We start from the raw sequence: 25,563 nt of genomic DNA, 5'->3' as shown, positions 1-25,563 counted from the left end.
ACGGCCACGGACGTGCAGGCGTCCGTGGCCGGTGTGTCGGTCCGCTACGCGTACGCCTCGCCACGCCGGACCGGCGGGGGCGTGCGCGGTGCGGCGAACGGACGTCGGCGTTCCTTACTGGGTCTGGACGGCTGCGAGGTTCAGGCCCCCTCCGGCCAGGGCGACGGTCGCGGAGACCAGGGCCTGGAGGCCGGCGCTTTCGGCGGGTCCGTCCGGCGCGTAGAGGCGCTGCATCGTGAGCCCGTCGAAGCCGGCGAGGAAGAAGCGGGCGATCAGGTCCGCCGGCTGGACGAGTTCGAACCCGCTCCGGGACGCCGTCTCGGTCACGATCCGCACCGTGACCTCGTTAACCTGTTGGTAATGAGCCTGGCGGGCCTCGCTGAGACCGGGGGTGCGCAAGGCGAGCAGGGCCAGTTCCGTGAGCAGCTGGTGCCCGCTCGCCTCCTCCTGGACGGTGCGCCAGAGGGCGCCGGCCAATGCGGCGATCGTCTCCTCGAAGCCAGCGTTTTGCGGAGCCGCTTGCTCGACCTGCGCTATCAGGTCCGCGGTGAGCTGGTCCATGACCGCTCGGTACAGGCCCTCCTTCGTGCCGAAGGTGTAGTGGACCGTGGCCTGGGCGACGCCGAGTTCGGCGGCGATGGCACGCGTGCTCCCGACGGCGACGCCCTCCCTCGCCATAAAGGCGATAGCCGCTTTGATCAGCTGGGGACGGCGCTCGGCCGCAGAAACGTGAGCCATGCGGCCACTATATCGACTTAGTCGATCGAACCAGTCGGTATGAGGACGGCGTCCGGCACTGCCCCTGATGGGCCCGAGCGCCGGCGGGACGGGAAGTGGCCCCGGGTTCCTCATGGACGGCGCGCGCCCCGACGTATCGGCTCCTCCGCTTCTACCGTCAGGGGTTCCGCCGGGGCTGGGGCTGTCGGCCTGGGCAACCGAGGTGACCCTGGCGACCGGCGGCACGTTCACCTCGCCCGCCGGGGGAACCTGCGCGCGGAAGCCGCGTTCGCCCTGCGGGGCTCCCGATCGGACCATCGCATGGCTTCACGGCTTCCGCCGACTACGGATCCGATGGGAACGACGCGAGGACATTCACGAAGCTTCCTCGGCCTCGCCAGCTGCCTCATCACCTACCGCCACGTCCAACGGCTTTGTCAGGACCTCTAAGTGATCGGCTTCTTGGCGGTGCCTGCGGACGGCCGCGGAGGTGCCGACGTAGACGCACTCCGCGGCCGGGCATGACTCCCAGTAGCCGCTGTCCAGAGCTGCCTGCCGGATGGTCGTCGCACCGTCCGGGCCGAAGTCGTGCTCGGCGAGGAGTCGGGCCACGGAATTGTCGTACCGGACAGCCATAAGGGCGGCCTCGGCGATCTTGTCGTGGCCGGGCGCGAAGAAGGAATCGATTCCGACTTCGGCTCCGCAGCCACACCAGCAGGTTCCCGTTGGTGCGAGACGGGCGTCCTCTCCAGTCATGACCTCACGGTAGACCCATGTCGCGCCCCGGTATGGTTTTAATCACCCTATTTCGTGTTGTTCGGGGCGTCGTCCGACGGGGTCCAAGCGGCGGCGCGAGCGGGCCCCGGCCGGCGAACGCCGGTTTCCTGAGGGGGTGACTCCCGCCTCTCATTGTTACCATTATTTCGGCATATCCTACGAGTCTAGGTATGGGCGTCGTGGCGGATGGAGCGTTCCCTGCCGACGTGACGAGCATGGTGGGGCGCCGGTCGGAGATCGCCGGAGTGAAGCGCCTGCTCGCCGACTCGCGTCTGGTGACGCTGACCGGCACCGGAGGCGTGGGAAAGACGCGCCTGGCACTGCAGGTCGCGCGTGACGTGCGGCGGGCGTTCCGTGACGGGGTCTTCTGGGTGTCGCTGGCGGAGGTCGGTGAGTCCGACCAAGTCGTCCTGACCGTCATGGACGCCGTGGGCATGCGCACGATGGGTCCCGACGCCGCAAGGGCGCTGACCCGTCACCTGCGGGACAAGCGACTGCTGCTGGTCCTCGACAACTGCGAGCACCTGGTGGAGGCGTGCGGGGAGGCGGCGGCCGACCTTCTGGCGATGTGTCCCGGAGTCCGCGTGCTGGCCACCAGCCGTGAGGTACTCGACATTGCGGGCGAACGTGTCTTCGCGGTGCCGCCCCTGCCCGTACCCCTGGAGACTTCCCCGGGGAGCCACGGTGGGATCCGAGCCGACTCGGTCGCCCTGTTCGTCGACCGGGCAGCCGCTGCCGCCCCCGGCTTCGAGGTCACTCCCGACAACGAGCAGGCCGTGGCCGCACTGTGCAGGCACCTCGAGGGTCTGCCCCTGGCCATCGAACTTGCCGCGGCCCGCGTGCGGTCACTCTCCGTCGAAGAGCTCGTCCGCCGCCAGGACGAACGGTACGAACTCCTCACCCGCCGGCGGCGCCGCGGCTCCGCATTCCGACACCGATCCCTTCGATCCACCGTCGACTGGAGCTTCGAGCTCTGCTCGCCCGAAGAACGCCTTCTGTGGGCCCGCTTGTCGGTTTTCGCCGGAGGCTGCGACCTCACCGCCGCTCAGAACGTCTGCTCGGACCGGAAACTCACCCGCGAAGCCGTGCTCGAAGCCGTCGCCGGTCTCGTGGAGAAATCGATCCTCACGCGTGAGGAAGTCCACGGACGCGTGCGCTACCGCATGCTCGAGACCCTCCGCCAGTACGGCCGGGAACACCTCGCCCGAGCCGGCGAGACTGACGGTCTGCGGCGCCGTCACCGCGACCACTACCTGCAGCTGGCCGAGCACGTCCACGACCAGTGGTTCGGCCCTGGACAGGTCATCCTCTTCGCTTCCGCGCGCCGGGAGCACGCCAACCTGCGCGCGGCTCTGGAGTACTGCCTCACGGAGCCTGGCGAAGCACCCCACGCCCTCCGGATGGCTGCCTCCTTGTGGACCTACTGGATCGTGTGCGGCCTGGTACAAGAAGGCGCGATCTGGCTGGCGCGAGCCCTGGCCGGCAGCCCGGCGCCGGGCCCGCACCGGGTCGACGCCCTTTGGGCGGCCAGCCTCGTGAGCAACTACAGCGGAGATCGGGGCAGGCCGGCGGAGCGCGCGGCTCTCGCCATGATCGAGGAGTGCCACCGGCTGGCCACGAGCCTGCGAGACCCGGCCCGCATCGCCCACGCAACCTACCTGTGGGGATACATGCAACTGCTCGGAGAGGACCCGGTCCGCGGGTTCCTCGTCCTCGGTGAGGGAGTCGAGTTGGAGCGAGCCCTGGGTGAGCCCAACCCCCACCTGCGCCATGCCCAGCTCCTTCTCGCGATCGCGGGCAGCCTGGCCGACCTCGACCACGTGGTGCGCACCGTCGGCGAGGAGTGCCGCACAGCCTGCCGGGACGCCGGCGAGCAGTGGCTGCAGTCCTGGAGCCTGCTCTACCTCGGCCTGTCCGCCGTGATCCAAGGGCGCTGCGAGGACGCGGAGGCATACCTCAGGGGGGCCGTCCGGCTCCAGCATCCGTTCCGCCAGCCGCTCGGCGTCGGCTGCGCTCTGGAATATTTGGCGTGGAGCGCGGTGAAGTCGGGCGATCCCGACCGCGGCGCTCGGCTCTTCGGCGCCGGCACCGTGTTCCTCGAACCACTCGGGCTCGACTTCGGCAACCTGACCAGGGAACAGTGGGTCGAGCGAGGGGACCGCTCCGGCATCGTCCGGACAGCCGTGGACGCCCTGGGTGAGCGGGCGTACCGGCTGGCCTACCAGAGCGGAGCGCGGCTCACCCAGGACGAAGCCGTCGCGTACGCCCTGGGAATTCGGGAGACTACGTCCCGGAACACGGTGCAAGTGCCGAAACGGCCCGAGGTTCTCACCCGGCGAGAGCGACAGATCGCCGAGCTGCTGGCCGAGGGCAAGTCCAACAGGGACATCGCTGAGCAACTGGTCATCTCCCAGCGCACCGCCGAGACGCATGTCGCCAACATTCTCAGCAAACTCGCCTGTACTTCCCGTGCCCAGGTCGCGACCGTGATCACCGGACAGAACCTGACCGGCCACCTGCCCGAGCAGGACGACCAGAACCCCGCGGCCGCCAAATAGATCCCGTACGGGATCCGGACGGCCACCGTCCCTTGCGGCGGCCGGGGCTGGGCGTAGCCCTGCCGCTACTTTTTGCCTCTGCACGGCGACCTGGAGTGATATCGATTACGGGTCGTAGCCACCGCATGGGCGCGAATGAACTCAGTAGCCGGCTACGTAATTCTCGCGATGTGGAGAACCAGGCGCGCTGCCAATGGTGGAGAAGCAGGCCACCCATCCGTTGGTCAACCCCGGCGCTCGACCCATGCATCCCCCCGGCCTGCCGGAGCCGTGGTTCCACCGCACTCCCTGAGATCACTGGCAGGTGAACGACATGGTTATGCACGTACGACAGCAGGCCGGTTCTCTGCACACCGCGCTCTACCTTCGGTGCTACCCCCACGACCCGACCGGCATGGAGTTCCACCGTCGCGCGATGCGACGGCTCGCGCAGTGGTACGGCCTGCCCGCACCGTCGGAGTACGTGGACAACGGTCTGCGGTCCCGCGACGGCCTGCCGCAGTTGGAGAACCTGGTGTGGCAGATCGCGCGGGGCCGGATCGACATGCTCCTCATCCCGGGCCCGTTCGTGTTCGCACTGGATGACCGTGAGGCCGCGGACGTGGCCCACCGGCTGCGTCGGCTCGGCTGCCGTCTGCTTGAGCTGCCGCACAGCCGACCCGTCAGGGTCGGCCCCCTGACGCGGCCGGTCCCACTCGGCGGTGCCCGGCCGGCGATGGCGCCCAGGCAGCGGCAAGAGGTCGTCTCATTGCTCTCCCGCGAAAGGCCCCCACGTCCCACCTCTGCGGACGGCTGGTGACGGCAGGGTCAGGGCACCCCCGTCCGTCGGACGTGGTCTTACGATCCAGTTGGCCGGCGGTACCGATCTTCCAGGCGAGGCCGCGGGCAGAGGCCGTCACGGCCCGCAGGCCGTGCTGGGCCGTCCTTGGAAGGGTCGCCGAGGTGGAACAGCACCGCGGTGACCCGGCCCCTGGCGTTCTTGGGATCTGGCGCCACCGAGGCCGTCCGGTCGCCCTCCAGAAGCCGCTGCGCTCCCTCGTGCACGGCCCCACTCGGCATGCACGTACTGCGCGCAGGGCAGTGGGCCCGTCCCGGTGCCTGTGCGGCGCGCACCGATGGCGCGAGGTGCCCGGGCGGTCACGGCGCGACCGAGTCCGGCCCGGGTGGATCACGCGGACCGCACGACAGTGAGCCGGATCCGAATGTTGAAATCTGCTCGTTACTTTCGTGGTATTGCGTGGAAGTTCAGTCATTGGTTACGGTCCATTTCCACAACCAAGTGCCCAACAATCCAAACACGCTGTGGAAAGTTGGGCATCCACCCTGGTTCCTGGGAGTGTTGATGAGGCTGTTCGGCTATCTGGATCGTCTGTCCGCACGACCGGGCGAGGAGCTTTCCGTGAGGGTGAGCGGAGACGGTGGCGAGGTCGCGATCGACCTGGTGCGGCTGGTGCACGGTGACGCCAACCCGCAGGGTCCCGGCTTCATCGTCGAGGACGTACCGTCGGTCGCCCGGCAGACAGCGGTGGTGGCCGAGCAGGAGACAGCAGCAGGCTCCTGCCTACTGGCGGACCGGGTCTTTTCCGCAGACACCACCCGGCTCTCCGCGGAGTTGCTGGTCTGGCCGACCACGCCGGGGGCAGGCCGGGAGCAGGGGTTGTTCAGCCTGGTCGACCGGCACGGTGAACAGGTCCTCGCGCTGGCGCTCAGCCCCGAGGGGTGTCCATGCCTGTGCCTGGCGGACGGGACGGTGCTCGCCGCCGCCGACCGGCCACTGGCCCAGAGCCGTTGGTACCGGCTGATGGTCGAATTCGTACCGCACGCCCTCCGTCTTTCCGTCCTGCCGCTGCAGCCCTATGCCGGTGAGGATGCAGAAGCACACGCGTACTCCGGTGCAGCGGTGGATCTCTCGTCGGTCAGCGGAGTGGTCATTGCGGCACTGCGCTGTCCTTCGGACGGCACCCGCTATTGCCCAGGGTCGGTGTTCAACGGCAAGGTGGAGCGGCCGGTGCTGCGCTCGGGTCCGGATGTCCTTGCTGAGTGGGCCTTCGAGCGCGACTTCAGCTCGCAAACCACCGCCGACGTCTCAGGACGCGGAGCCCACGCACTCCTGGTCAACATGCCGACCAGGGCCATGACGGGGCACAACTGGACCGGTGAGGTGCACGACGCCACCGACGCACCCGAACAGTACGGCGCGATCCACTTCCACGACGACGACCTGCTGGACGCCGGCTGGCCGGAAGCGGCACGCATCACGCTGCCGGAGGATCTGCCGACCGGCATCTACGCGGTCCGGTTGCGCGGCATCACCGGCGACGGTGAGGAGACCGATCACATCCCGGTCGTGGTACCCCCGCCGGCCGGCCGACCGCGGGCGAGGATCGCCTACCTGGTCCCGACCTTCACCTACCTCGCCTATGCCAACGAGCGGCTGCTGCACCGGCTCGACTACGAGTCCGCAGGCATCCTGGACCACCCCGTCAACCCATCTGTACACGACACCACGCTCGCCGACCATCCCGAATTCGGATCCAGCCTCTACGACCACCACAGCGACGGCTCCGGCATCTGCTACTCCAGCGCCCTGCGGCCCATCCTGAATCTGCGTCCGGACTACCGCATGTGGCTGCAGAACGCTCCGAGAGGCCTGAGCGCGGACCTTTACGTCGAGCACTGGTTCACACAGAGCACGTTCGAGCATGACGTGATCAGCGACCACGACCTGCACGCCGACCCCGAGCACGCCCTCGACGGCTACCAGGTGTTGATCACCGGAGGGCACCCGGAGTACTACAGCGGCCGGATGCTGGACGCGCTCCAGCGCCATCTCGACTCCGGCGGCTGCCTCATGTACCTGGGCGGCAACGGCTTCTACTGGGTGACCTCCCAGGATCCGCGACGGCCACACGTACTGGAGGTCCGCCGCTCGGCGGGAATCCGTACCTGGGAGATCCAGCCGGGGGAGCAGCGGCACTCGACGACCGGCGAACAGGGCGGACTGTGGCGATGGCGCGGCCGCTCTCCCAACAAGCTTGTCGGGATCGGCATGTGCAGCCAGGGATGGGACGAGAAGGCGCCGGCGTTCGCGCGGACGCCACTGTCCTACGAGCCGGAGTGGGCCTGGGTGTTCGACGGCATCGACGACGAACTGATCGGTGACTTCGGACTGATCATGAACGGAGCCAGCGGCGATGAACTCGACCGCTGCGACCTCGGCCTCGGCAGCCCGCCGAACACCGCTGTGCTCGCTACCTCACAGCGGCACAGCGACTACTACCAGCTCGCCGTGGAAGACGTGCTGATGCTCTCGCCAGGGCTCGGCGGCAGCGAGTGCAAGGACGTGCGATCCGACATGGTCGTCGTGGAGCAGCCTGCCGGCGGGGCGGTGTTCTCCGTGGGCTCCGTCTGCTTCACCGGTTCCCTGCCGTGGAACGGCTGCCAGAACAACGTCTCCCGGCTGGTTCGCAACGTGCTGGACAACTTCCAGTCACGCGATTCCAAACAAGCCCCCACCCATCGCGCCGACGGCCCCGCCGACGCGGAACACCACACAGCAGAGAGGCACCCCGGATGAACCGCTCCGCCTCGGGCGCAGACCCGTCCAACCGAAGAAGACGCCACATCGCCGGTGCCACCGCCGTAGCCGCGATGGTGCTCCTTGCCACCGCCTGCGGCAGCATCAAGGAGGACACCGGCGCAGGCACAGCCCAGAACGACGCAAAGCTCTGCAAGCGCTCCACCGACAAGGTGATCGGCTTCGACTACCCCTTGACCTCGCTCTCGGTGTACGGGGACCTGAAGCGGTTCGCCGAGCAGCGAGCCAAGGAACGCGGTTACACGGTCAAGTACACCGCCGACGACGAGAACCTGCAGAAGCAGACCCAGAACATGCAGACCTGGGTGACCCAGAAGATCCCCGCGATCGTCTCCTACCCGCTGGAGCCGGCCTCCATGGAGCCGCTCGCCCAGGAGGCCAGGAACAACTGCACCGTGTTCGTCTCCTACGCCTCCCCCCTGAAGAACCAGGACGCAGCCGTGCTCTTCAGCGGTCTGGAGAGCGGCAAGGAACTCGGCAAGACGGCGGCGGCCTGGGCCAAGGAGCACAAGGGACCCGTCAAGGTGCTGGTGCTCAACAACCGTGACCTCGCGGTCGGCGCACAGCGCGACGACGGCCTGAAAGCCACTTTCCCGGCAGGTGTGAGCAACGTCGAGGTGGTCTCCACACAGAAGGCGGGTACCCGAGCGGATGGCGAGCAGATCACACGCACGGTATTGCAGGCACACCCTGACCTGAACATGGTGCTCGGCTACGACGACGACGTGTCGCTCGGCGCACAGCAGGCGTTCATCAACGCCGGCAAGAACCCCAAGGACCCCGGCATCTTCATCGGCGGCCAGGACGGTTCCAAGGACGGCCTGACCGCTGTCTCGCAAGGCGGCATCTACCGGGTCTCCGTGGCGGTGCGCATCCGCGACATCGGCTTCGCCGTCACCGACGTGCCCGCGGATCTGCTCGAGGGCAAGCCGAACCAGGGCGTCAACGTCCCTCCCGTAGCGCTGACCGCGGACAACCCCGAGCTCAAGGACTACCTGAGCGACTACAGCTGAGCCGACTGAGGGCGGGCGTGCCCGCGTCCGCCCTCATCGTATGACCCCGACTCGAACCACAGAAGCGAGATGCCATGACGCTCACAGTCCGCGGGCTGTTCAAGAGTTATGGTGCGTTCACCGTCCTGAAGGGTGTCGACCTGGACATCGCCGAGGGCGAAGTGCACGCGCTGCTGGGCCCCAACGGAGCCGGCAAGTCCACACTGATCAAGTGCATAGGCGGGTCCACGAACCCGGACGTCGGCGAGATGACGCTCGACGGCGAACCGCTGACGGGCCTGACGCCGGGCCGCGCCTTCGCCTCCGGGATCGCCACGATCCACCAGCACCTGTCGCTGATCGACGTACTGTCGGTGAGCGACAACCTCTTCCTCGGCCAGGAGCAGACCGTCGCCGGTGTGCTCAACCGCCGGGCGCAGCGCGCCGAGACCAAGGATCTGCTGACGCGTTTCGGCCTTCACGTCGCGCCCGGCGCGCGGGTCGGTGATCTCCCCATGGGTACCAAACAGTTGCTGGAGATCGCCAAGGCGTGGCACCGCACCGAGGTGAAGGTGATGATCCTGGACGAGCCGACGGCGTCGCTGTCCGAGAGCGAAACCGAACGGCTGTTCATCGAGGTTGCCAAGATGAAGTCCCAAGGAGCCCGCATCGTCTACACCACGCACCGGCTCGGTGAGGTGTTCCGGATCGCCGACCGGGTCACAGTGCTGCGCGACGGAGTTGTCGCGCTGCAGGAGAAGGTGGCCGACGTTGCTCCGGAGCAGATCGTCTCCGTCATTTCCGGCGGCGCCGGTCAGCCGGCCGCGTCAGCCGCGTCCGTTGCCGTGTCTGCCCTGTCTACCGCGTCTGCCAGGGTCCGGCTGAGGCTGCACGCGCTGGCAGGTCCCCGGTTCGGGCCGTTGGACCTGGAAGTGAGGGCCGGTGAGATCCTCGGCCTCTATGGCGTGCTGGGATCGGGGCGCAGTTCCCTGCTGGAGACGCTTGCCGGCCGGTTCACTGCCGTCTCCGGCCAGATGGTGGTGGACGGCCGCCCCGTCGCCGCCCGCACACCGGCCGCCGCGCTGCGCCACGGCATCGCACTGGTCCCCTCCGACCGCCTGCGCCAGGCTCTGTGGGGCACCCGCAGCGCCGCCGACAACCTGTTGCTGCCGTCCTATCGAAGCCTGGCCAAAGCAGGTGTGCGCCGCCCCGCCAGGGAACGACAGTTGTTCCGCGCCAGCGCGCTGCGGGTGGATCTGCAACCGCTGGCGGCTAACCGTAATGGCTCCTCGTTCTCCGGCGGGAACCAGCAAAAGCTCGTCCTCGGCCGCTGGCTGGCCCGCGCGGACAAGCTGGCCGTACTGCTGCTGGACGAGCCGACCCAGGGGGTCGACGTGGGAGCCCGGCGTCAGATCTACGAGGTCTGCCGGGAGTTGGCGGACCGTGGCCTGGCTGTCGTCTTCGCTTCCTCCGACGCTGAGGAGGTGCGGCAACTCGCCCAACGGGCGGTGGTGATGGACCGGGGCTGTCCGATCGCCGAACTGTCCGGCCACGACATCACCGAGGCCACCCTGCTCCGCCATGCCCACCAGTTCACCGGCGTCACCACCGCAGGCCCTGACGCCCCCGGCCCCGCTGCCTATGGCCGCGTGAGACCGCCGACCGCTCCGGAGGTACACCCATGACCACGACCGCAAGCGCAACTCCGGTCGCCTCAGCAACCGGGGGCGGGCGCAACGCACTCGAAATCGTGCTGCGCTCCGCGCTGCTGATCGGCCTGATCATCCTGATCCTGTTCTTCACCCTCCAGTCGGATCTCTTCCTGACGGTGGGCAACACAAAGAACATCGCGCTGTCCGGCGCGGTGCTGCTGATCGTGGCCGTGCCGCAGGCCCTACTGGTGATCATGGGATACGTCGATCTCTCGGTCGGGTCGGCGGTGGGCCTGTCCGGAGTGGTGACCGGGTTGCTGATCGTGGACCACCATGTCGGCTGGGGCCTGGCCGTGCTCGCGGGCCTGGGCATCGGGGCGTTCGGCGGCCTCGTCAACGGCGTACTCGTCGCTGTCACCCGGCTGAGCCCGATCATCGTCACCCTGGGCACCCTGCAGCTCTACCGCGGTGTGGCGCAGTATCTGCGGGACGATCCGCCGGCCGGCTTCGGCACCGGGATGTCACTGTTCGGCCGGGGACTCTTCCTCGGCGTACCAGTCCCTGTATGGGTCGCTTTGGTGGTCTTTGGGCTCGGCGCCCTCTACCTGTACGGCACGCCCTCCGGCCGGCACGTCTACGCGATCGGCGTCAACACCGAGGCGGCGTTCTTGTCCGGCGTCGCCACCAGGCGGCTGCCCCTGCTGCTGTTCGTGGTCACCGGGCTCGCTGCCGGTCTCGGCGGTGTCCTCTACGCCGCACGGCTGGACGCAGCGCCGCCCAGCACGCTCGGCGCCACCTTCGAACTCCAGGTGCTCACCGCCGTACTGCTGGGCGGCATCGCCTTCAGCGGTGGTCGAGGCACGATGCTCGGGGTGCTGCTGGGGGTGGTGTTCCTCGGAGTGCTCAACAACGGGATGACCTTGATGAACGTGCCGTACTTCGCCCAGGCGATCGCAACAGGCGCGGCGCTGGTGGTCGCCGCCGGCCTCGACGAACTCGGTCAGCGGGCCGGCAGGCTACGCAGGATACTGCGTACCACCTGATATCACCACGACCTAGTGCAGTCCCTGCGTTGGAGGAAAACGATGCTTCCCGAGGAACGTCGCCGGCAGATCCTGTCGTTGCTGGAAGACAGCGAGGTGTTGCGGCCCGCAGACCTGGCCGCCCAACTCGACGTCTCTGCCGAAACCATCCGCCGAGACTTGGTCATGCTGGAACGCGAGGGGGACATCCGCCGGGTCTTCGGCGGCGCCGCCAGAGCCCGGGACCTTTCGCGCAGCGCCGAGCCTGGCCGGGCCGATCGTGAATGCATCCAGCAGGAGGCCAAGGGGGAGATCGCAGCCGTCGTGGCAACCCTGGTGGGGGACAGCGACACGGTATTCATGGATGTGGGAACGACGGTGCTCGCCGCCGTGCAGAGTCTGCCGCAGTCCTTCCACGGCCGGGTGGTGACCAACAACATCAGCGCGGTCGTCGCACTGGCCGGGCGTTCAGATGTCAACCTTCACCTGGTGGGTGGCCGCATCCGGCATGACGAGCTCACCTGTTACGGCCCCGATGCCGAGGAGCAGGTGAGCAGGTTCTTCGCGGACAAGGCGTTCCTGGGGTCCGGAGGCGTACAGGCGACCCTAGGGCTGACCGACTACCACCTCGAGGAGATCGCCGTCCGGCACCGCATGATCGACAACGCGGCCGAGGTATATGTCCTTGCGGACGCCAGCAAGTTGGGGCACGTCGCACTGCGCAAGGTCTGCGGCTGGGAGCGGATCACGGCTCTGATCACCGATTCCAAGGCGGACGCCGACATGGTTCGCGAGCTGCGCGACGCCGGCCTGACCGTACTTCAGCCATCCATGGACCCCATGAACGCCCCGGGTGCCATGGCCCCGGACGAGGAGGTGCGCCGATGACAGGCATCGTGCTCGCCATAGACCAAGGCACCTCCTCGACCAAAGCCCTGGTCGTCGCTGCCGACGGGACGGTACTGGCTGAGGCAGAGATCCTGGTGCCCGTGTACACCCCGAACCCCGGCACGGTAGAGGCGGACCCGGCGGCCCTCCTTGCCTCGGTACTGGACGCAGGCAGGCAGGCCGTGGCCGAAGCGGCGGTGGCTGTGGACGTGGTGGCCCTGGCCAATCAGGGAGAGAGCGTGCTGGCTTGGGATCCGGCTACCGGTCGCCCCGAGTCGGCGTGCGTCGTCTGGCAGGACCGCAGGGCCGCGGAGGTCTGCGCGCGGGGTCAGGCGAACGCCGCCCGGCTCACCGAGCTCACCGGCCTGCCACTGGATCCGTACTTCTCGGCTCCGAAAATGCGCTGGCTGCGCGACCGCCTCGGCTCCGGCGGGGTGATCACTACCACCGACACCTGGCTGCTGCACCAGCTCACCGGCGAGTTCGTCACCGATGCCGCCACAGCCTCACGCAGCATGCTGCTCGATCTGTCCTCGGCAACCTGGTCCGACGAGGCCTGGGAGTTGTTTGGACTCGACGAGCCGCGTCCCCGGCTGGTCCGAAACGACGAAATCGTCGGGACCACACGAGCCTTTGGCCGTGAGGTCCCGGTCGGGGGCGTCATCGTCGACCAGCAGGCCGCGCTGTGGGCGCAGCGCTGCCGAGAGTGGGGCGAGGCCAAGTGCACGTACGGCACCGGAGCCTTTCTCCTGACCAACACCGGTGACCGGCCGGTACGCAGCGGCGCGGGGCTGACCCCGTCGGTCGCCTGGGACCTGACCGGGCAGCGCCGCTGGTGCCTGGACGGGCAGGTCTGCACCGTCGGTCAGGCACTGTCGTGGCTGCGCGACGTCGGCTTGCTCGACGGGCCGGGTGACCTGGACGCGGTGGGGGAGACCGTGGATGACACCGCAGGCGTGGTGTTCGTGCCCTCGCTGGCGGGTCTGGCGGCGCCGCACTGGCAGCCTTCGGCGACCGGAGGCTTCTTCGGCCTCAATCTGGCCGCAACCCGGGCACACCTGGTCCGTGCCGTGTGCCTGGGCATTGCGGCCCAGGTCGTCGACCTCGTCGACGCGAGCACCGCCGATCTCGGCGGTGCCCCGCCCCTCTTGCGGGTGGACGGCGGGCTCACCCGATCCCGGCTTCTGGTGCAGATGCAAGCCGATTTGCTGCAGGCCCCCGTAGAGGTGGCCGCGGCCCCGCACGCCACCGCCCTCGGCGTGGCGGATCTCGGCCTGCGCGCCGCGACCGGCCACTCGCTGCCCGATCCCCGGCCGGGGACGATCATCGAACCCAGCCGCTCCGCCGAGTGGGCAGAGCAGCAGTTGTCCCGTTGGAGGTCCGCGCTGGCCCTTAGTCGCCACTGGAGTGAACTGTGACAGGCAGTCAGGAAGCACCTGATGAGGAGTTCGACGTCGCCGTTGTTGGCGCGGGAGTTGTCGGCTGCGCAATAGCCCGCGCATTCGCCCAGCGCGGCATGTCGGTGGCACTGCTCGACTCCCGGTCCGATGTCGGCGATGTCACGAGCAAGGCCAACACCGCCATCCTGCACACCGGCTACGACGCCAAGCCCGGGACGTTGGAATCCCGGCTGGTGGCCAGGGGATACCAGCTGCTCGGCGACTACGCCGCAAAGGCCGGCATCCCCGTCGAGCCACTGGGTGCGCTGTTGGTCGCCTGGGATGTCGAGCAGGCCGAGACGCTGCCGGAGCTGGCAGAACAGGCCGTCGCCAACGGCTACGAGCACACCCGCCAGGTGGACGCTGAGGAGGTGCGGCGAAGAGAACCACATCTCGGTGACGGGCAGTTCGGCGCCCTGGAGGTCCCTGGCGAGTCGATCATCTGCCCGTGGACGACAACACTGGCCTTCGCCACCGAAGCCGTCCGGCACGGTGCGCGGCTGCTACTCGGCCACACCGTGCTGGGCGTCGAACCCGCCGAGGAGCACGTGGTGCTGGACACCGACCGCGGCAAGGTGCGCGCCCGGCACGTGGTGAACGCCGCAGGGCTGGGCAGCGACGAAGTGCACCGCATGTTCGGCCACAAGAGTTTCTCCGTTACGCCGCGGCGTGGGCAGCTCATCGTGTTCGACAAACTCGCACGCTCGCTGCTGAACCACATCCTGCTGCCCGTGCCCAGCAAATTTGGCAAGGGCGTGCTGGTCAGTCCCACCGTCTACGGCAACGTCATGCTCGGTCCCACGGCTGAGAACATGGACGACCGCACCGCCACCGAGTCCACCGAGGACGGCATGGCGATGCTCAGGGACAAAGGGCGTCGTATCCTGCCCGCACTACTGGACGAGGAGGTCACCACCGTCTATGCGGGCCTGCGGGCGGCGACCGAGCACAGCGACTACCAGATCTCCTTCCATCCCGAGCAGCGCTACGTGTGCGTCGGTGGGATCCGCTCCACCGGCCTGACGTCTTCACTCGCCATCGCCGAGCATCTCACCGAGCAGATGGCGGCGTGGCCAGGACTTGACCTGTCGGGCCCGCCCCTCGAAGCGGCCCCGCCGCGCATGCCCTCCATCGGACAGGCCCAGGCCAGGCCCCACCAGGACGCCGGCCTGATTGCGCAGGATCCCGCGTACGGCGAGATCGTCTGCTTCTGCGAGCGGGTCAGCCGCGGCGAGATCAGGGATGCCCTGCACAGCGATATCCCGCCGGCCGACATCGGGGGTCTGCGCCGAAGGACCCGCGCCGGAATGGGGCGCTGCCAGGGATTCTTCTGCGGTTCAGCGGTGTCCAGGATGATCCGGGACGGGGCGGACGCGCCCATCGCCGCGGAGATCATAAAATGAACGAGCGAAACGAGGCCGCTGTGGGTGAGCGTGTCAGGCACGAAGTGGACGTCGTGGTGGTCGGAGCCGGGCCCTCCGGGCTCGCGGCCGCGATCGCGCTGCGCCAGGCAGGTGTGGCACGGGTCGAGGTGCTCGAACGAGAGTCGGCGGCGGGCGGCATCCCCCGGCACTGCGCCCACACGGGCTACGGCGTGCGGGACCTGCGCCGGGTGATGTCGGGGCCGCGGTACGCCCGGCACTACGCACAGGCCGCCCGTGCTGCCGGAGTGGAGTTGAGCACCACGGCGATGGTTACTGGCTGGTCAGCCGACGGTGGTCTCGAGGTGTCCTCACCGGCCGGGCTGCGCACCGTGCACGCCTCCGCTGTCCTGCTCGCCACCGGTGCCCGGGAACGCGGCCGTGCGGCACGCTGGGTGCCGGGGGACCGGGGGGAGGGCGTCTACACCACGGGCCAGTTGCAGCAGGAGGTGTACTTGCGCGGCCAGCAGGTCGGGAGCAGGGCGCTGGTGGTCGGTGCCGAGCACGTCAGCTTCTCGGCCGTGACGACGCTGCGCCACGCCGGTGTGGAGGTCGTGGGCCTGACCACCGAACTGCCCCAGCACCAGAGCTATGCGGTGTTCAATTTCGCCACCCGCATGCTGTACAAGACCCCGCTGCTGACCGGTACTAGGGTGGTCGAGCTGCGCGGACGCCCGCGGCTGACCCATGCCGTGCTGATGCGCCTCTCCGACGGGCGCCAGCTGACGGTGCCCTGCGACACCATCGTGTTCACTGGTGACTGGATACCCGACCACGAGTTGGCAAGGACGGCCGGTCTCCAGATGGACCCAGCCACCCTCGGGCCTACGATCGACGCGACCGGATCCACCAGCCGGCCGGGGATCTTCGCTGCGGGCAACCTCTGCCATCCAGTGGAGACCGCGGACGTGGCAGCCCTGGGCGGTCGGCACGTCGGTGGTGTGATTGCCCGGTGGCTGGCCGACCGCTCCTCCCAGGTGGCTGGCGCGGGTGTACCAATCGAAGTGGGCGAAGCGCTGGCCTGGGTGAGCCCGCAACGGATCGGTTCGACAGCGGAGCTGCCTGCACGGGGCAGGCTGATCCTGCGCCCGCGGGTGTTCGCCACGCTTCCCTGGATCCGGGTCAACCAGGGCGAGCGCGTGCTCTGGCAGCGGCAGGTGCCGAAGTTGATCCCTTCACGCCCTACGTTGCTGCCTGCGACCTGGCTGGCGCGGGTGGACCCGCATGGTCCCGCGGTACGCATCGAGGTCCTGGTGTGAGCGGCCGAGCGTGACAAGCGCCCCGCACCCTGCTCGTCCTCGACGACGTCTGGGAGGCCGAGTAGCTCGATCCCTTCCTGACCGGAGGCCGCCGCTGCGTACGCCTGGTCACCACCCGCAACCCCGCCCTGCTTCCCCACAGCGCGCAGCGCATCCCCGTCGACCAGATGTCCCCCGAGCAGGCCAGGCCCGTGTTGACCTGAGTGGACGTTCGCCCAATTCCCCAGGTGCCCGTTTTGGGGCTGGTGACTCGCCTCGTCAGAGGTCGACGCGATGTTCGGCAGCCGATGGGTCATCGACGGAGCCGTAGCGCAAGACGACGTGCGCCGGCCGGAACGGCAGGTCGTTCAGGATGGGTGCCATGAGAGCGAAGAGTGCGTCGGCGTCCGGTCCGTAGGCGTAGAGGACCACCTCGCCTCCTCCGTACTCGTGTCCGTCGAACTCGCCGACGTCGCCTTGCTCGATTGCCTCGGTCAGCAGGGACTGTGCCTGGCGGACGGCCTCCCGTTGGCTTGGCTCGCCGAGGCCGTCATCGGCCAGTCGATAGTGAGCGATGACGGCATGTTCAACGTCGGCTTCTGCTTCGTCTGTATCGGCCATGCGGGAAACGATCTCATCTCGGACCGCCATCCTCGCCGGCCCGGCCTCCGGGACGCGGTCCTAGGCGATCGTGGGTTTGACAGGCTTGTCGGTCGGGTTCTTGGAGCGCTTGTTCGGGCGGTAGCTGGGGCCGTTCGTGATGACCTGGTGGCTCGTGTTGATCAGCCGGTCCAGGAGCGACTCGGCGACGACGGGGTGGGGGATGAGTGGATACCAGTTGCTGGGTGCCCGGTTGCTGGTGATGATCAGCGACCTGCCCTGCCGCTCGCTGACCAGCTCGTGGAGATCGTCGGCCTGGGACACTCCGAGGACCTTGCCCGCCGGTCGCCCCTCACCACCACCGAGATCGCCCACCGCTACGAAGACAGCGACCGCACGGCACAGAGGCTGCTCGCCGCAGCACGCCAGCACGCAGCAGGGTGAACGTGGCGGTGGAGCACCGTCTTGACGGCGCCCCACGACTGCGGTGCGCCCACGCCGATACCGACCATGCCAGCTCGGCACCACCACGATGCCGGGCCTGCCCCGGTGCGCCGCGCACATCGCGGCGAGGGCACTCACCGTAGGAGGCTGAGGGTGCAGGCACGGCGCCCCTCCCCCCGGTGGGGCGCCGCGCCCGTTCGGGCCGGAGCTGCGAGTGCCTGCCCGTCAGCCGGTGGCGACGGGGTAGACGTCGTCGATGGTGTCCTGGTCGGTGGTGGTCTCCCACTCCGTCACCTTGCCGCCGTCAGTGCGTTCCAGGACGTAGCGGTCGGCGCGGAACCAGATGGCTTGGGAAAGCCGCTTGCCGTTGGCGGGGTATTCGCGCTCGACGGTGACGGTGCGGCTACTGGATTGAGTCGTCTCCTGGGCGACGCGGGTGCGCAGCTGGTGGCTGATGGTGGTGCTGAGGGAGGCGGAGAAGCCCTTGTACTGGAAGCTCGTCTCGGCGGTGACGGAGATGCTGGTGGTGGTCTCCACCTCGCGGGCGTTGCTCGTGGTCATGCCTATGGTGGTGCTCTGGGACTCCTTCTTGCTCACTTGGCCACTGTGTTCGTAGTAGTAGACGATCTTGTAGTAGCCGTACCGCTTGAGCAGGTAGTACGGACTCTCCGCGGCCTGCCGCGCACGGCCGAGTGCCGGGTCCGACACCAGCGGGAAGGGCAATAATGTGGTGCCGATGAGGACTTCCTGCGTGGTCTCCGGGTGGGGCCTCAAGTGTCCGCTCATCCGGAGGATTCCGCCGACCGCGCTTCCGGTCGGTCCGGCTGCGGCGTTGATGATGCCGTTGTAGGCGGTGTCCCTCTCCAGCAGCCACAGCTGGGAGTCGCCGTCCGCGCCAGATGCCCGCCAATAGGTGTTGACCTTGTCGGAGCCGCTCGTGCCGAAGTTGTTGGGGGTCAGGAACAGCCCCCCGTTCTTGTTGCTGAGCGTGCAGTAGCCGCCCCCCGCCTGCCGCAGCAGCCAGGTCTGGCTGTTGCGGACAGCGGCGTCCGCCCCGTTCTGCGGCGGGAAGAGGTTGACCCGGACGTCATGACTGGCGAAGTTGTCCGGAGTCAGCAGGTTGCCGGCGACCTTCTGGGCGATGAGGTACTCGCCGTTGTCGAGGCTCAGAACATTCCACGTCTGCGATGCCCGGGCCTGCCCGCTGCTCTCGGACTTCCAGAGCGTGGCGTAGGAGTCCCCCTCGAAGCCTGAACTGGTGAGGTACAGGCCGGTGCGCTTGTTCTTCAACCGGTAGGCGTAACCCTGCTCGACGCCCTCAGCCGTTGCCATCGTTCCCCTTCCGGATGGGATCCTCATCAGGAAGCGTCATCCTCACAGGGGAATCCCATCAGGAGGAAGTACGTAATAAGACAGAAGTCAACATGCGAAATCAACAGTCCAGCACATGAATCATCAAGCGTGGCTGCCAGTTGTCCCGCTTCCTCGGGCATGGCTCCGTCAGCTGGTGACTCTGGGGCCGGAGCCATCAGCTGCCCGATGACTTCGCCCAGTTGGCCACCGCGCGGAGGTGGCCTCGCGGCCTGGTGGGCCGGCTTCATCGAGTCGTCCGGGTGCCGTGCCCGCCGAGACGGCCCATGCGGTGGCGGACGGTATGGAAGATGACACGACTGGACCACCCTCCGGTGATCTGACGCCATGACCGCTGTCGTCCGGATGCGGCTCGCCGTCGACGTTCAGAGCGCTGACGTAACCGAGCACAAGGTCTCACGCTGCGGTCCCTCGCAGGTCCCGGTCCGGCGTCACCCCTCGTCCCTGATGGACCAGGACGGTTCGGCTGCAGCCTTGACAGCATCCGACCATGCCCCGAAACTCTCCTGTAACTTCATGTTTACGTCAACATGGTCACCCACTGGTCGGCGTGCATGATCGTCGGATCCCGACTTTCTCCCTGGACGGGAGGAGGCGGGGCGGAGGGTCGATCCCAGCCGTCCCGCGCGGGATTCGCCTCAGCCATGTCGCCGAACGTGCTCACCTCACCCCCGCCAACCAGCGGGAACGGTCAGATCGCACCCGGGCGACCCGGCCCCGACCCGGCCCCGACCCGGCTCCCCCCACCATGCACGGGCCAAGGAGCGCCCGGCTTTCTCATCCCTTGCGCAGGCACGGAGGAGGCCGACGGCTCCGCTTCTCCTCGCCCCTCTCCTCGGGCAGCACCGGCAAGGAGGAGTCCCGGGCGGGGCTCCACGGGTGACCGGTGCGGGAGAAGGTGCTTGTCAACCGGATCTCGCGAACGATTGGCATGGACCTGCCAGTTCGCATCCGAACTCCTGTCTGTCGCCTGTCCGCGAACCGGGCTGGAGCAGGGGAATCGCCGCGAACCAGCCGGTTCGGCCTCGTGGCTGTCCGTCAGATCCGCTACTCCACTCACCGGTCGCCGCACTGACACGGTGACTGGCGGCAGGCCCGACGGAGCAGGCGGACGGCTGCTGAGGATCGACGGAACCACCCGAGCGGGGCCGTGTTCCGCACGGCGTCGCCCCCACGCCCAGTTCAGGAGCCGCACCATGCTCAGTCAATCCCCTCCCAGGCCCCCCGGTCGCCGCTCGCGCAGAGCGCTGGTAGCGGCCGTCACGCTGGCCTTAACGGCCGGCGGCGCGGCCGCCGCCCAGCCCGCCTCCGGAGCGACCCCCGCCGCCACCGTCACAGCCATGCCGGCTGCCGCTCGCGCGATCAGCGGCTCCCAGACGGTGACCTATGACGGCTACTCGATGATGATCGACGGGAAGCGCACCTACATCTGGAGCGGTGAGTTCCACTACAACCGGTTGCCCAGTCCGGACCTGTGGCGGGACACGCTGCAGAAGTTGAAGGCGGCAGGCTTCAACACCGTCTCCATCTACTTCGACTGGGCCTACCACTCGCCCAAGCCCGGTGTGTACGACTTCAGCGGCATCCGCGACGTCGACAAGTTGCTGGACATGGCTGCGCAGGAGGGCGTCTACGTGATAGCCCGGCCCGGCCCGTACATCAACGCCGAGCTCGACAGCGGCGGATTCCCGGCCTGGGTCGACACCCTGCCGGGTTCGGCGCGCAGCACCGACCCCGCGTATCTGGCCGCGGCGGACGAGTGGCTGAACCACATCGACCCGATCCTGGCTCGCCACCAGCTCACCAACGGGACCGGATCGATCATCGCTTACCAGATCGAGAACGAGTACTACAGGAACAACGACGACGGCCGGGCCTACATGGCCCACCTGGAGAAGGCCGCGCGGGACCACGGAATCACCGTGCCGCTCACCGGTAACCACAACCAAGCGTTCGCCACCGGTCCGGGGGCGGTGGACATCGACGCCGTGGACTCCTACCCGCAGGGGTTCAACTGCTCCAACCCCACGCAGTGGAGGGACCTGCCGAACATCGCCGGCTACCCCCGCGCGCCCGGCTCCCCGCTGTTCACCGCGGAGTTCCAGGGCGGGTCCTTCGACCCGTGGGGTGGCCCCGGATACGACAAGTGCCACCAGCTGACCGGCGCCGACTTCGCCAACGTCTTCTACAAGAACAACCTCGCCGTCGGGGCGACCATGCAGAACCTCTACATGGCCTACGGCGGTACCTCCTGGGGCTGGCAGGCCGACCCCAACATGGTCTACACCTCCTACGACTACGGTGCGGCGATCAGCGAGCCCCGCCAGCTCACCGACAAGTACCAGCAGATCAAGCTGATCGGCTCCTTCCTCCGGACCGCACAGTCGTTGAACAAGACCGACCAGGTGGCCAACGCCGCCCCGAGCACCCAGGACGTGGTGCAGACGGTCCGCCGGAACCCGGACGACGGAACGCAGTTCCATTTCCTGCGGCAGGCGGACGTCAAGTCCACCGGCACCGTCAACGCGCACATCGCGGTCGACCTGACCAAGGGCGCCTACACTTTCGACGACCAGGACAGTCGCCTCGCCTACAGCGCGGGCTGGACCCATGTCGGCGCCGAGCAGGACTACGCGAAGAACGACTACCGCCAGACCGAGTCCTGGGCCGACACCGCCGGCGCGAGCGTCTCGGTACCGTTCACCGGCAAGTCGGTCCGCTGGATCGCATCGACCGCACCCAACCACGGCCTGGCCGACGTCTACATCGACGGCACCAAGGTGGCCACCGTGGACGGCTACTCGACCACGGTCGTGCCGCAGCAGGTGCAGTTCTCGGCGAACGACCTGTCCGACGCCGCACACACCCTGAAGATCGTCGCAACCGGGCAGAAGAACGCCTCGGCCTCCGGCGCCTTCGTCGCGGTCGACGCCGTCGACGAGCCGACGGGGGCCACGCGAAACTACCCGTCCGTCCCGCAGCAGGCGGGAACCGCGATCACGCTGGCGGGGAGGGAGTCCAAGACCCTCGTGGCCGGCTACCAGCTCGGCGCGAGCCGGCTGCAGTACTCCACCTCGGAGCTGATGACCAGCACCACCATCGGCGGCCGTGACCTGGCGGTGCTCTACGGCGGCCAGGGGCAGTCCGGCGAGACGGTGCTCAACTTCCCGACGAAGCCGACCGTGAAGGTGCTGAGCGGGAACGTGCCGTTCACCTGGAACGCGACCACCGGTGACCTGCGGCTGAACTACCAGCACTCCGGCCTGGCCCGGGTGCTCGTCACGGGCGGAGAGCGACCGCTGCTGCTGCTGATCGGGGATACCGCAACCGCCAAGACGTTCTGGCAGGCCCAGAGCGCGGCCGGCCCCGTGCTGGTACGCGGCAGTTCGCTGCTGCGCGGCGCCACCACCGCCGCCGACGGCACGCTGGCACTCACCGGCGACTCCGCCACCGCCGGCGCTGTCGAGGTCTTCGCCGGCTCCTTCGCGAAGACCACCTGGAACGGCCGTGCCCTCGCCCTGACGACCACGTCGAGCGGCTCGGGAACGGGCCGGCTCAAGGCCCCGACCGCGGTCTCCCTGCCCGCACTGACCGGCTGGAAGAAGTCCGCCGAGAATCCCGAGGCGCAGCCGGGCTTCGACGACAGCACCTGGACGGTCGCGGACAAGCTCACCTCCCAGAGCACGACCACCCCGGACACGCTCCCGGTGCTGTTCACCGACGAGTACGGCTTCCACTACGGCGACGTCTGGTACCGGGCGCACTTCAAGGGCATGCCCGGTACCAACGCCGTGGACCTGTCCGCGATCACCGGCCCCGCCGGCATCTACTCGGTCTGGCTGAACGGCACCTTCCTGGGCAGCACCGATGACCGCCACCACCGGTTCGCCTTCCCCGCCGGCAGCCTCAAGGACGGCGCGGACAACGTGCTCTCGGTGCTGCTGGAGAACTCCGGCCACAACGAGGACTGGACGGCCAACGACTCCCACAAGCAGGCACGCGGCCTGACCGGTGCCGCTTTCGTCGGCGCACCGACCACCGCGGTCACCTGGCGCATCCAGGGCAGCCGCGGCGGGGAGACCCTGATCGACCCGGCCCGCGGCCCGATGAACACCGGAGGCCTTTACGGCGAGCGTTCCGGCTGGTCGCTGCCCGGCTTCCCCGACACCACGTGGTCACCCGTCACCCTGCCGACCAACAGCACCACCCCGGGCGTCACCTGGTACCGCACCTCGGCGAACCTCGACCTCCCCGCGGGCCAGGACACCTCGGTGGGGCTGCGTATCACCGACGACCCGTCACGCCACTACCGGGCACTGATCTTCGTCAACGGCTGGCAGCTCGGCCGGTACATCAACAACCTCGGCCCGCAGCACAGCTTCCCGATCCCCAACGGCATCCTCAACCCCAACGGTGCCAACTCCATCGCCCTCGCGGTCTGGAACGCCGACGGCACCACCGGCGGCCTGGGCGCCGTTTCCCTGGAGTCCTACGGCACCCAGCTCTCCCCGCTCACGACAGGCCAGGTGGCCGCCCCCCAGTACCAGGCCGCCACCTACGCGTCCGCCTCCCCGAATGCCAAGCTGGCGCTCGCCGCACCGGAGCACCTCGCGCCGGCCGAGCAGACCACCGTCACCGCCACGCTGGCCGTGCCGGCCGGCGTCACTTCCGCCACCGCGACCGACATCACCCTGCGGGCACCGACCGGCTGGACCGTCACCCCGGCGACGGCGGTCGCCGATGCCACGGTGGCCCCGGGCACGTCGGTCACCGCGACCTATCAGGTCACCGCCCCCGCAGGCACCCTGCCGCAGTTCTCCGCACTCACCGCAGCGGCTGACTTCCAGCAGGGCGGCGTGAGGCACCTGGCCGACACCCGTAAGGTCCTTCCGGCCACCGCGGTAGAGCCCCCGACCGCCGACACCGCCGTCAGCGCCCTGCCGTTCTACTACTCGGCCAACGGCTGGGGTCCGGTGGAGCGGAACACGAGCAACGGCGAGGCCGGCGCCGGAGACGGGCGAACACTCTCACTCAACGGCAAGACCTTTGCCACGGGCCTGGGAACGCACGCATCAAGTGTGGTGGGGCTGAATCTGGACGGCCACTGCACCCGGCTGACCGCTACGGTGGGCATCGACGACGAGGTCGACCACGGCTCGGTGGCCTTCTCGGTCCGCGCCGACGGCCGCACCCTGACGACCACCACCGTACGCACCCACGCCACCGGCCCGACGACGCTGGACGTCGACATCACCGGCGCCAAGGTGCTGGAACTGGTGGCCGCCGACGGCGGTGACGACACGGGCAAGGACCACGCCGACTGGGCCGCCGCACAGTTGCACTGCAGCTGACCGGATCCCTGAAGAAAGGAGTGCCCGGCGGCCGACGGCCGCCGGGCACTCCTGGATGTCCGTGTGCCGTCCCCGCTGATTCGAAGATCTCAAAGAGACTGGCGTGTGCTCCTGGCACAGACTGAGCGTTACTGCTCAGGGCTCCAAGGTGACCGCGGCGCTCGACGGCGTGAAGCTCGGCACCCCGGTCATGTGGCCCTCCCAGTGGAGGTCCGCCACCCGCCCCGGCCCGCACGACATCGCCCTTCAACTCGGCCAGACCCAGCCCGTGACGGGCCTCGGCTACCTGCCGAGGCAGGACGGCACACCCAACGGGGGGGATCACCCGTTACACGGTTTCCACGAGCACCGACGGAGTGCACTTCACCCAGGTGGCCAGCGGCACCTGGGCGAACACGGCAACGGCCAAGTCCGCCACCTTGCCGGCTGCCCAGGCGAAGTACGTCGGGCCGACCGCCCTGGCAGGAGTCAACGGATTCACCTCCGCCGCTGAGATCACCATCCAGTGACCGAACCCGTCCGGGCCCGCGGCACCCTGCTCCCGCCCCGGACGGGCGCCCGCCGACCGTCCGGAGGCCACGGCCACGAGCCGGTCGCGGGTGAGGGTGGTGTCCCAGGGTCGTGACTTCGGCTCCCACTTGGCACTTTGACGCGATGCCTGTTACAGCCGCCGCTGTCCAGGTGGGTGTGGGAGTCTCAGCGAGCCTCGCACCCGTGTCCGGGGGAACGCCGCGCCAGGATGGGGAGCCCGTGGGCCCTCTCGCCCCGGGTAGAAGGAGGGCGCATTGATCACCACGAACGTTCAGCGCCACGGCACGGTCCTGGGCAGCGTCATCGGGGCGCTAGACGAAGATGCGGGCGCGGCAATTCCAGCGGGCGTTGGATAACGTCACCGGTGAGCGGGACCTCATGGTCGACCTTCACGGCGCGATGTCCATGGACGCCGACGGCCTGCTCCATCTCCTGGCCCTGCACCGGCGGGCAGAGAGCTTGGGCTTGCGTGTCCTGGTCGACGGCCGGCAGCCCCAGCCCCAGCAGTTCCTGGCTGATGTCGCGGGCATTCGCGGGCGCGGCTCGGCCACCGGCGAGCGGTACGCGGTGGCGGGCCTCCGCCGGCTGATCGAGGAGCGGGCGCAGCGCGCTCGTGATCTCTTGGATTTCGGTGCCGGATGGCTGTCCGGCGTCTAGCGAGGCTCTGGTCTTGTCGAGCAAGGCCCGCCGGCGTTCATCCCTGTCCGGCGCTTCGCGTACCAGGGTGGCCTCGGGGATCCACACCAGTGGTGGCGGAAGTGTCTCCGCTGGGGCGCTGTGAGCGGCCGCGCGCGCCGGGGTCGTGCATTCCCTTCTCGCCGGTGCCCTTCTCCTGGTCTTCGCCGCGGATGCCCATGCTCTTGGAGGGCTTGCCGTGGGGTTGCCCGCCTCTTCCTCGGAGACCTCTCTGCCGGGGCCCTTGGCGTGGGCGTACTTCTGCGGGTGGAAGGAGCGGTGGGCGCTG

16 protein-coding genes and 3 pseudogenes are annotated in these 25,563 nt (G+C 68.6%); 13 read left to right on the top strand and 6 right to left on the bottom strand.

Going from position 1 to position 25,563, the window contains the following annotated elements:
• Positions 1–114 precede the first annotated feature (114 nt).
• Positions 115–738 (bottom strand): TetR/AcrR family transcriptional regulator, encoded by a 624-nt coding sequence (locus OG386_RS05855; RefSeq protein WP_328787089.1) that lies wholly within the window; start codon positions 736–738, stop codon positions 115–117.
• 286 nt (positions 739–1,024) lie between these two features.
• Between OG386_RS05855 and OG386_RS46870 the strand changes: the two are divergent.
• The 11 genes and pseudogenes from OG386_RS46870 to OG386_RS05800 form a co-directional block, all read left to right on the top strand.
• Positions 1,025–1,167: pseudogene (locus OG386_RS46870) on the top strand (IS5/IS1182 family transposase); the annotation flags it as partial.
• Positions 1,168–1,709: 542 nt separating this feature from the next.
• Positions 1,710–4,052, top strand: a complete 2,343-nt coding sequence (locus OG386_RS05845; protein WP_328793173.1) for a LuxR C-terminal-related transcriptional regulator — start codon at positions 1,710–1,712, stop codon at positions 4,050–4,052.
• A gap of 313 nt (positions 4,053–4,365) precedes the next feature.
• A complete protein-coding gene (locus OG386_RS05840; protein ID WP_328787087.1) occupies positions 4,366–4,851 on the top strand; it encodes a hypothetical protein in 486 nt (161 codons plus the stop codon).
• 258 nt (positions 4,852–5,109) lie between these two features.
• Positions 5,110–7,629, top strand: a complete 2,520-nt coding sequence (locus OG386_RS05835; RefSeq protein WP_328787086.1) for a N,N-dimethylformamidase beta subunit family domain-containing protein — start codon at positions 5,110–5,112, stop codon at positions 7,627–7,629.
• Complete coding sequence (locus OG386_RS05830) at positions 7,626–8,663, top strand: sugar ABC transporter substrate-binding protein (protein WP_328787085.1); 1,038 nt, start codon at positions 7,626–7,628, stop codon at positions 8,661–8,663. The genes OG386_RS05835 and OG386_RS05830 overlap by 4 nt, the downstream gene beginning before the upstream one ends.
• 74 nt (positions 8,664–8,737) lie before the next feature.
• On the top strand, positions 8,738–10,327 hold the full coding sequence (locus OG386_RS05825) for a sugar ABC transporter ATP-binding protein (RefSeq protein ID WP_328787084.1): 1,590 nt from the start codon (positions 8,738–8,740) through the stop codon (positions 10,325–10,327).
• Complete coding sequence (locus tag OG386_RS05820) at positions 10,324–11,337, top strand: ABC transporter permease (protein ID WP_328787082.1); 1,014 nt, start codon at positions 10,324–10,326, stop codon at positions 11,335–11,337. Before OG386_RS05825 ends, OG386_RS05820 begins: the two co-directional genes overlap by 4 nt.
• Positions 11,338–11,379: 42 nt before the next feature.
• The gene (locus OG386_RS05815; protein WP_328787081.1) at positions 11,380–12,204 is read left to right on the top strand and encodes a DeoR/GlpR family DNA-binding transcription regulator; all 825 of its coding nucleotides are present in this window, start codon (positions 11,380–11,382) and stop codon (positions 12,202–12,204) included.
• Positions 12,201–13,622: an FGGY family carbohydrate kinase gene (locus OG386_RS05810; protein ID WP_328787080.1), complete on the top strand. Its 1,422-nt coding sequence runs from the start codon at positions 12,201–12,203 to the stop codon at positions 13,620–13,622. The genes OG386_RS05815 and OG386_RS05810 overlap by 4 nt, the downstream gene beginning before the upstream one ends.
• Positions 13,619–15,046 carry an NAD(P)/FAD-dependent oxidoreductase gene (locus OG386_RS05805; RefSeq protein ID WP_328787079.1) on the top strand — a complete coding sequence of 476 codons (1,428 nt, stop codon included), beginning with the start codon at positions 13,619–13,621 and terminating at the stop codon, positions 15,044–15,046. Before OG386_RS05810 ends, OG386_RS05805 begins: the two co-directional genes overlap by 4 nt.
• A complete protein-coding gene (locus OG386_RS05800; protein ID WP_328787078.1) occupies positions 15,043–16,323 on the top strand; it encodes an NAD(P)/FAD-dependent oxidoreductase in 1,281 nt (426 codons plus the stop codon). The genes OG386_RS05805 and OG386_RS05800 overlap by 4 nt, the downstream gene beginning before the upstream one ends.
• Before the next feature lie 258 nt (positions 16,324–16,581).
• Here OG386_RS05800 and OG386_RS05795 read toward each other — a convergent pair whose 3' ends face one another.
• The 3 genes and pseudogenes from OG386_RS05795 to OG386_RS05785 form a co-directional block, all read right to left on the bottom strand.
• Positions 16,582–16,923: a hypothetical protein gene (locus OG386_RS05795; protein WP_328787077.1), complete on the bottom strand. Its 342-nt coding sequence runs from the start codon at positions 16,921–16,923 to the stop codon at positions 16,582–16,584.
• A 60-nt stretch (positions 16,924–16,983) separates the two neighbouring features.
• Positions 16,984–17,232: pseudogene (locus OG386_RS05790) on the bottom strand (ATP-binding protein); the annotation flags it as partial.
• Positions 17,233–17,571: 339 nt separating this feature from the next.
• Positions 17,572–18,678: a hypothetical protein gene (locus tag OG386_RS05785; RefSeq protein WP_328787075.1), complete on the bottom strand. Its 1,107-nt coding sequence runs from the start codon at positions 18,676–18,678 to the stop codon at positions 17,572–17,574.
• A gap of 240 nt (positions 18,679–18,918) precedes the next feature.
• On the opposite strand from OG386_RS05785, the pseudogene OG386_RS05780 reads away from it, so the two are divergent.
• Together OG386_RS05780 and OG386_RS05775 are read left to right on the top strand one after the other, a co-directional pair.
• A pseudogene (locus tag OG386_RS05780) lies at positions 18,919–19,040 on the top strand (glycosyltransferase family 2 protein); the annotation flags it as partial.
• A 1,017-nt stretch (positions 19,041–20,057) separates the two neighbouring features.
• Positions 20,058–24,068 (top strand): beta-galactosidase, encoded by a 4,011-nt coding sequence (locus OG386_RS05775; RefSeq protein WP_328787074.1) that lies wholly within the window; start codon positions 20,058–20,060, stop codon positions 24,066–24,068.
• Between the two features lie 328 nt (positions 24,069–24,396).
• Here the strand turns inward: OG386_RS05775 and OG386_RS05770 are convergent, their stop codons facing one another.
• A complete protein-coding gene (locus OG386_RS05770; protein WP_328787073.1) occupies positions 24,397–24,540 on the bottom strand; it encodes a hypothetical protein in 144 nt (47 codons plus the stop codon).
• Positions 24,541–24,899: 359 nt separating this feature from the next.
• Positions 24,900–25,343 carry a hypothetical protein gene (locus tag OG386_RS05765; protein ID WP_328787072.1) on the bottom strand — a complete coding sequence of 148 codons (444 nt, stop codon included), beginning with the start codon at positions 25,341–25,343 and terminating at the stop codon, positions 24,900–24,902.
• Between the last annotated feature and the right edge of the window lie 220 nt (positions 25,344–25,563).

It is taken from the genome of Streptomyces sp. NBC_00273 (assembly GCF_036178145.1).
GTDB lineage: Bacteria > Actinomycetota > Actinomycetes > Streptomycetales > Streptomycetaceae > Streptomyces.
The sequence above is the reverse complement of the archived record's forward strand: the minus strand, read 5'-3'. Positions and strand labels throughout refer to the sequence as shown.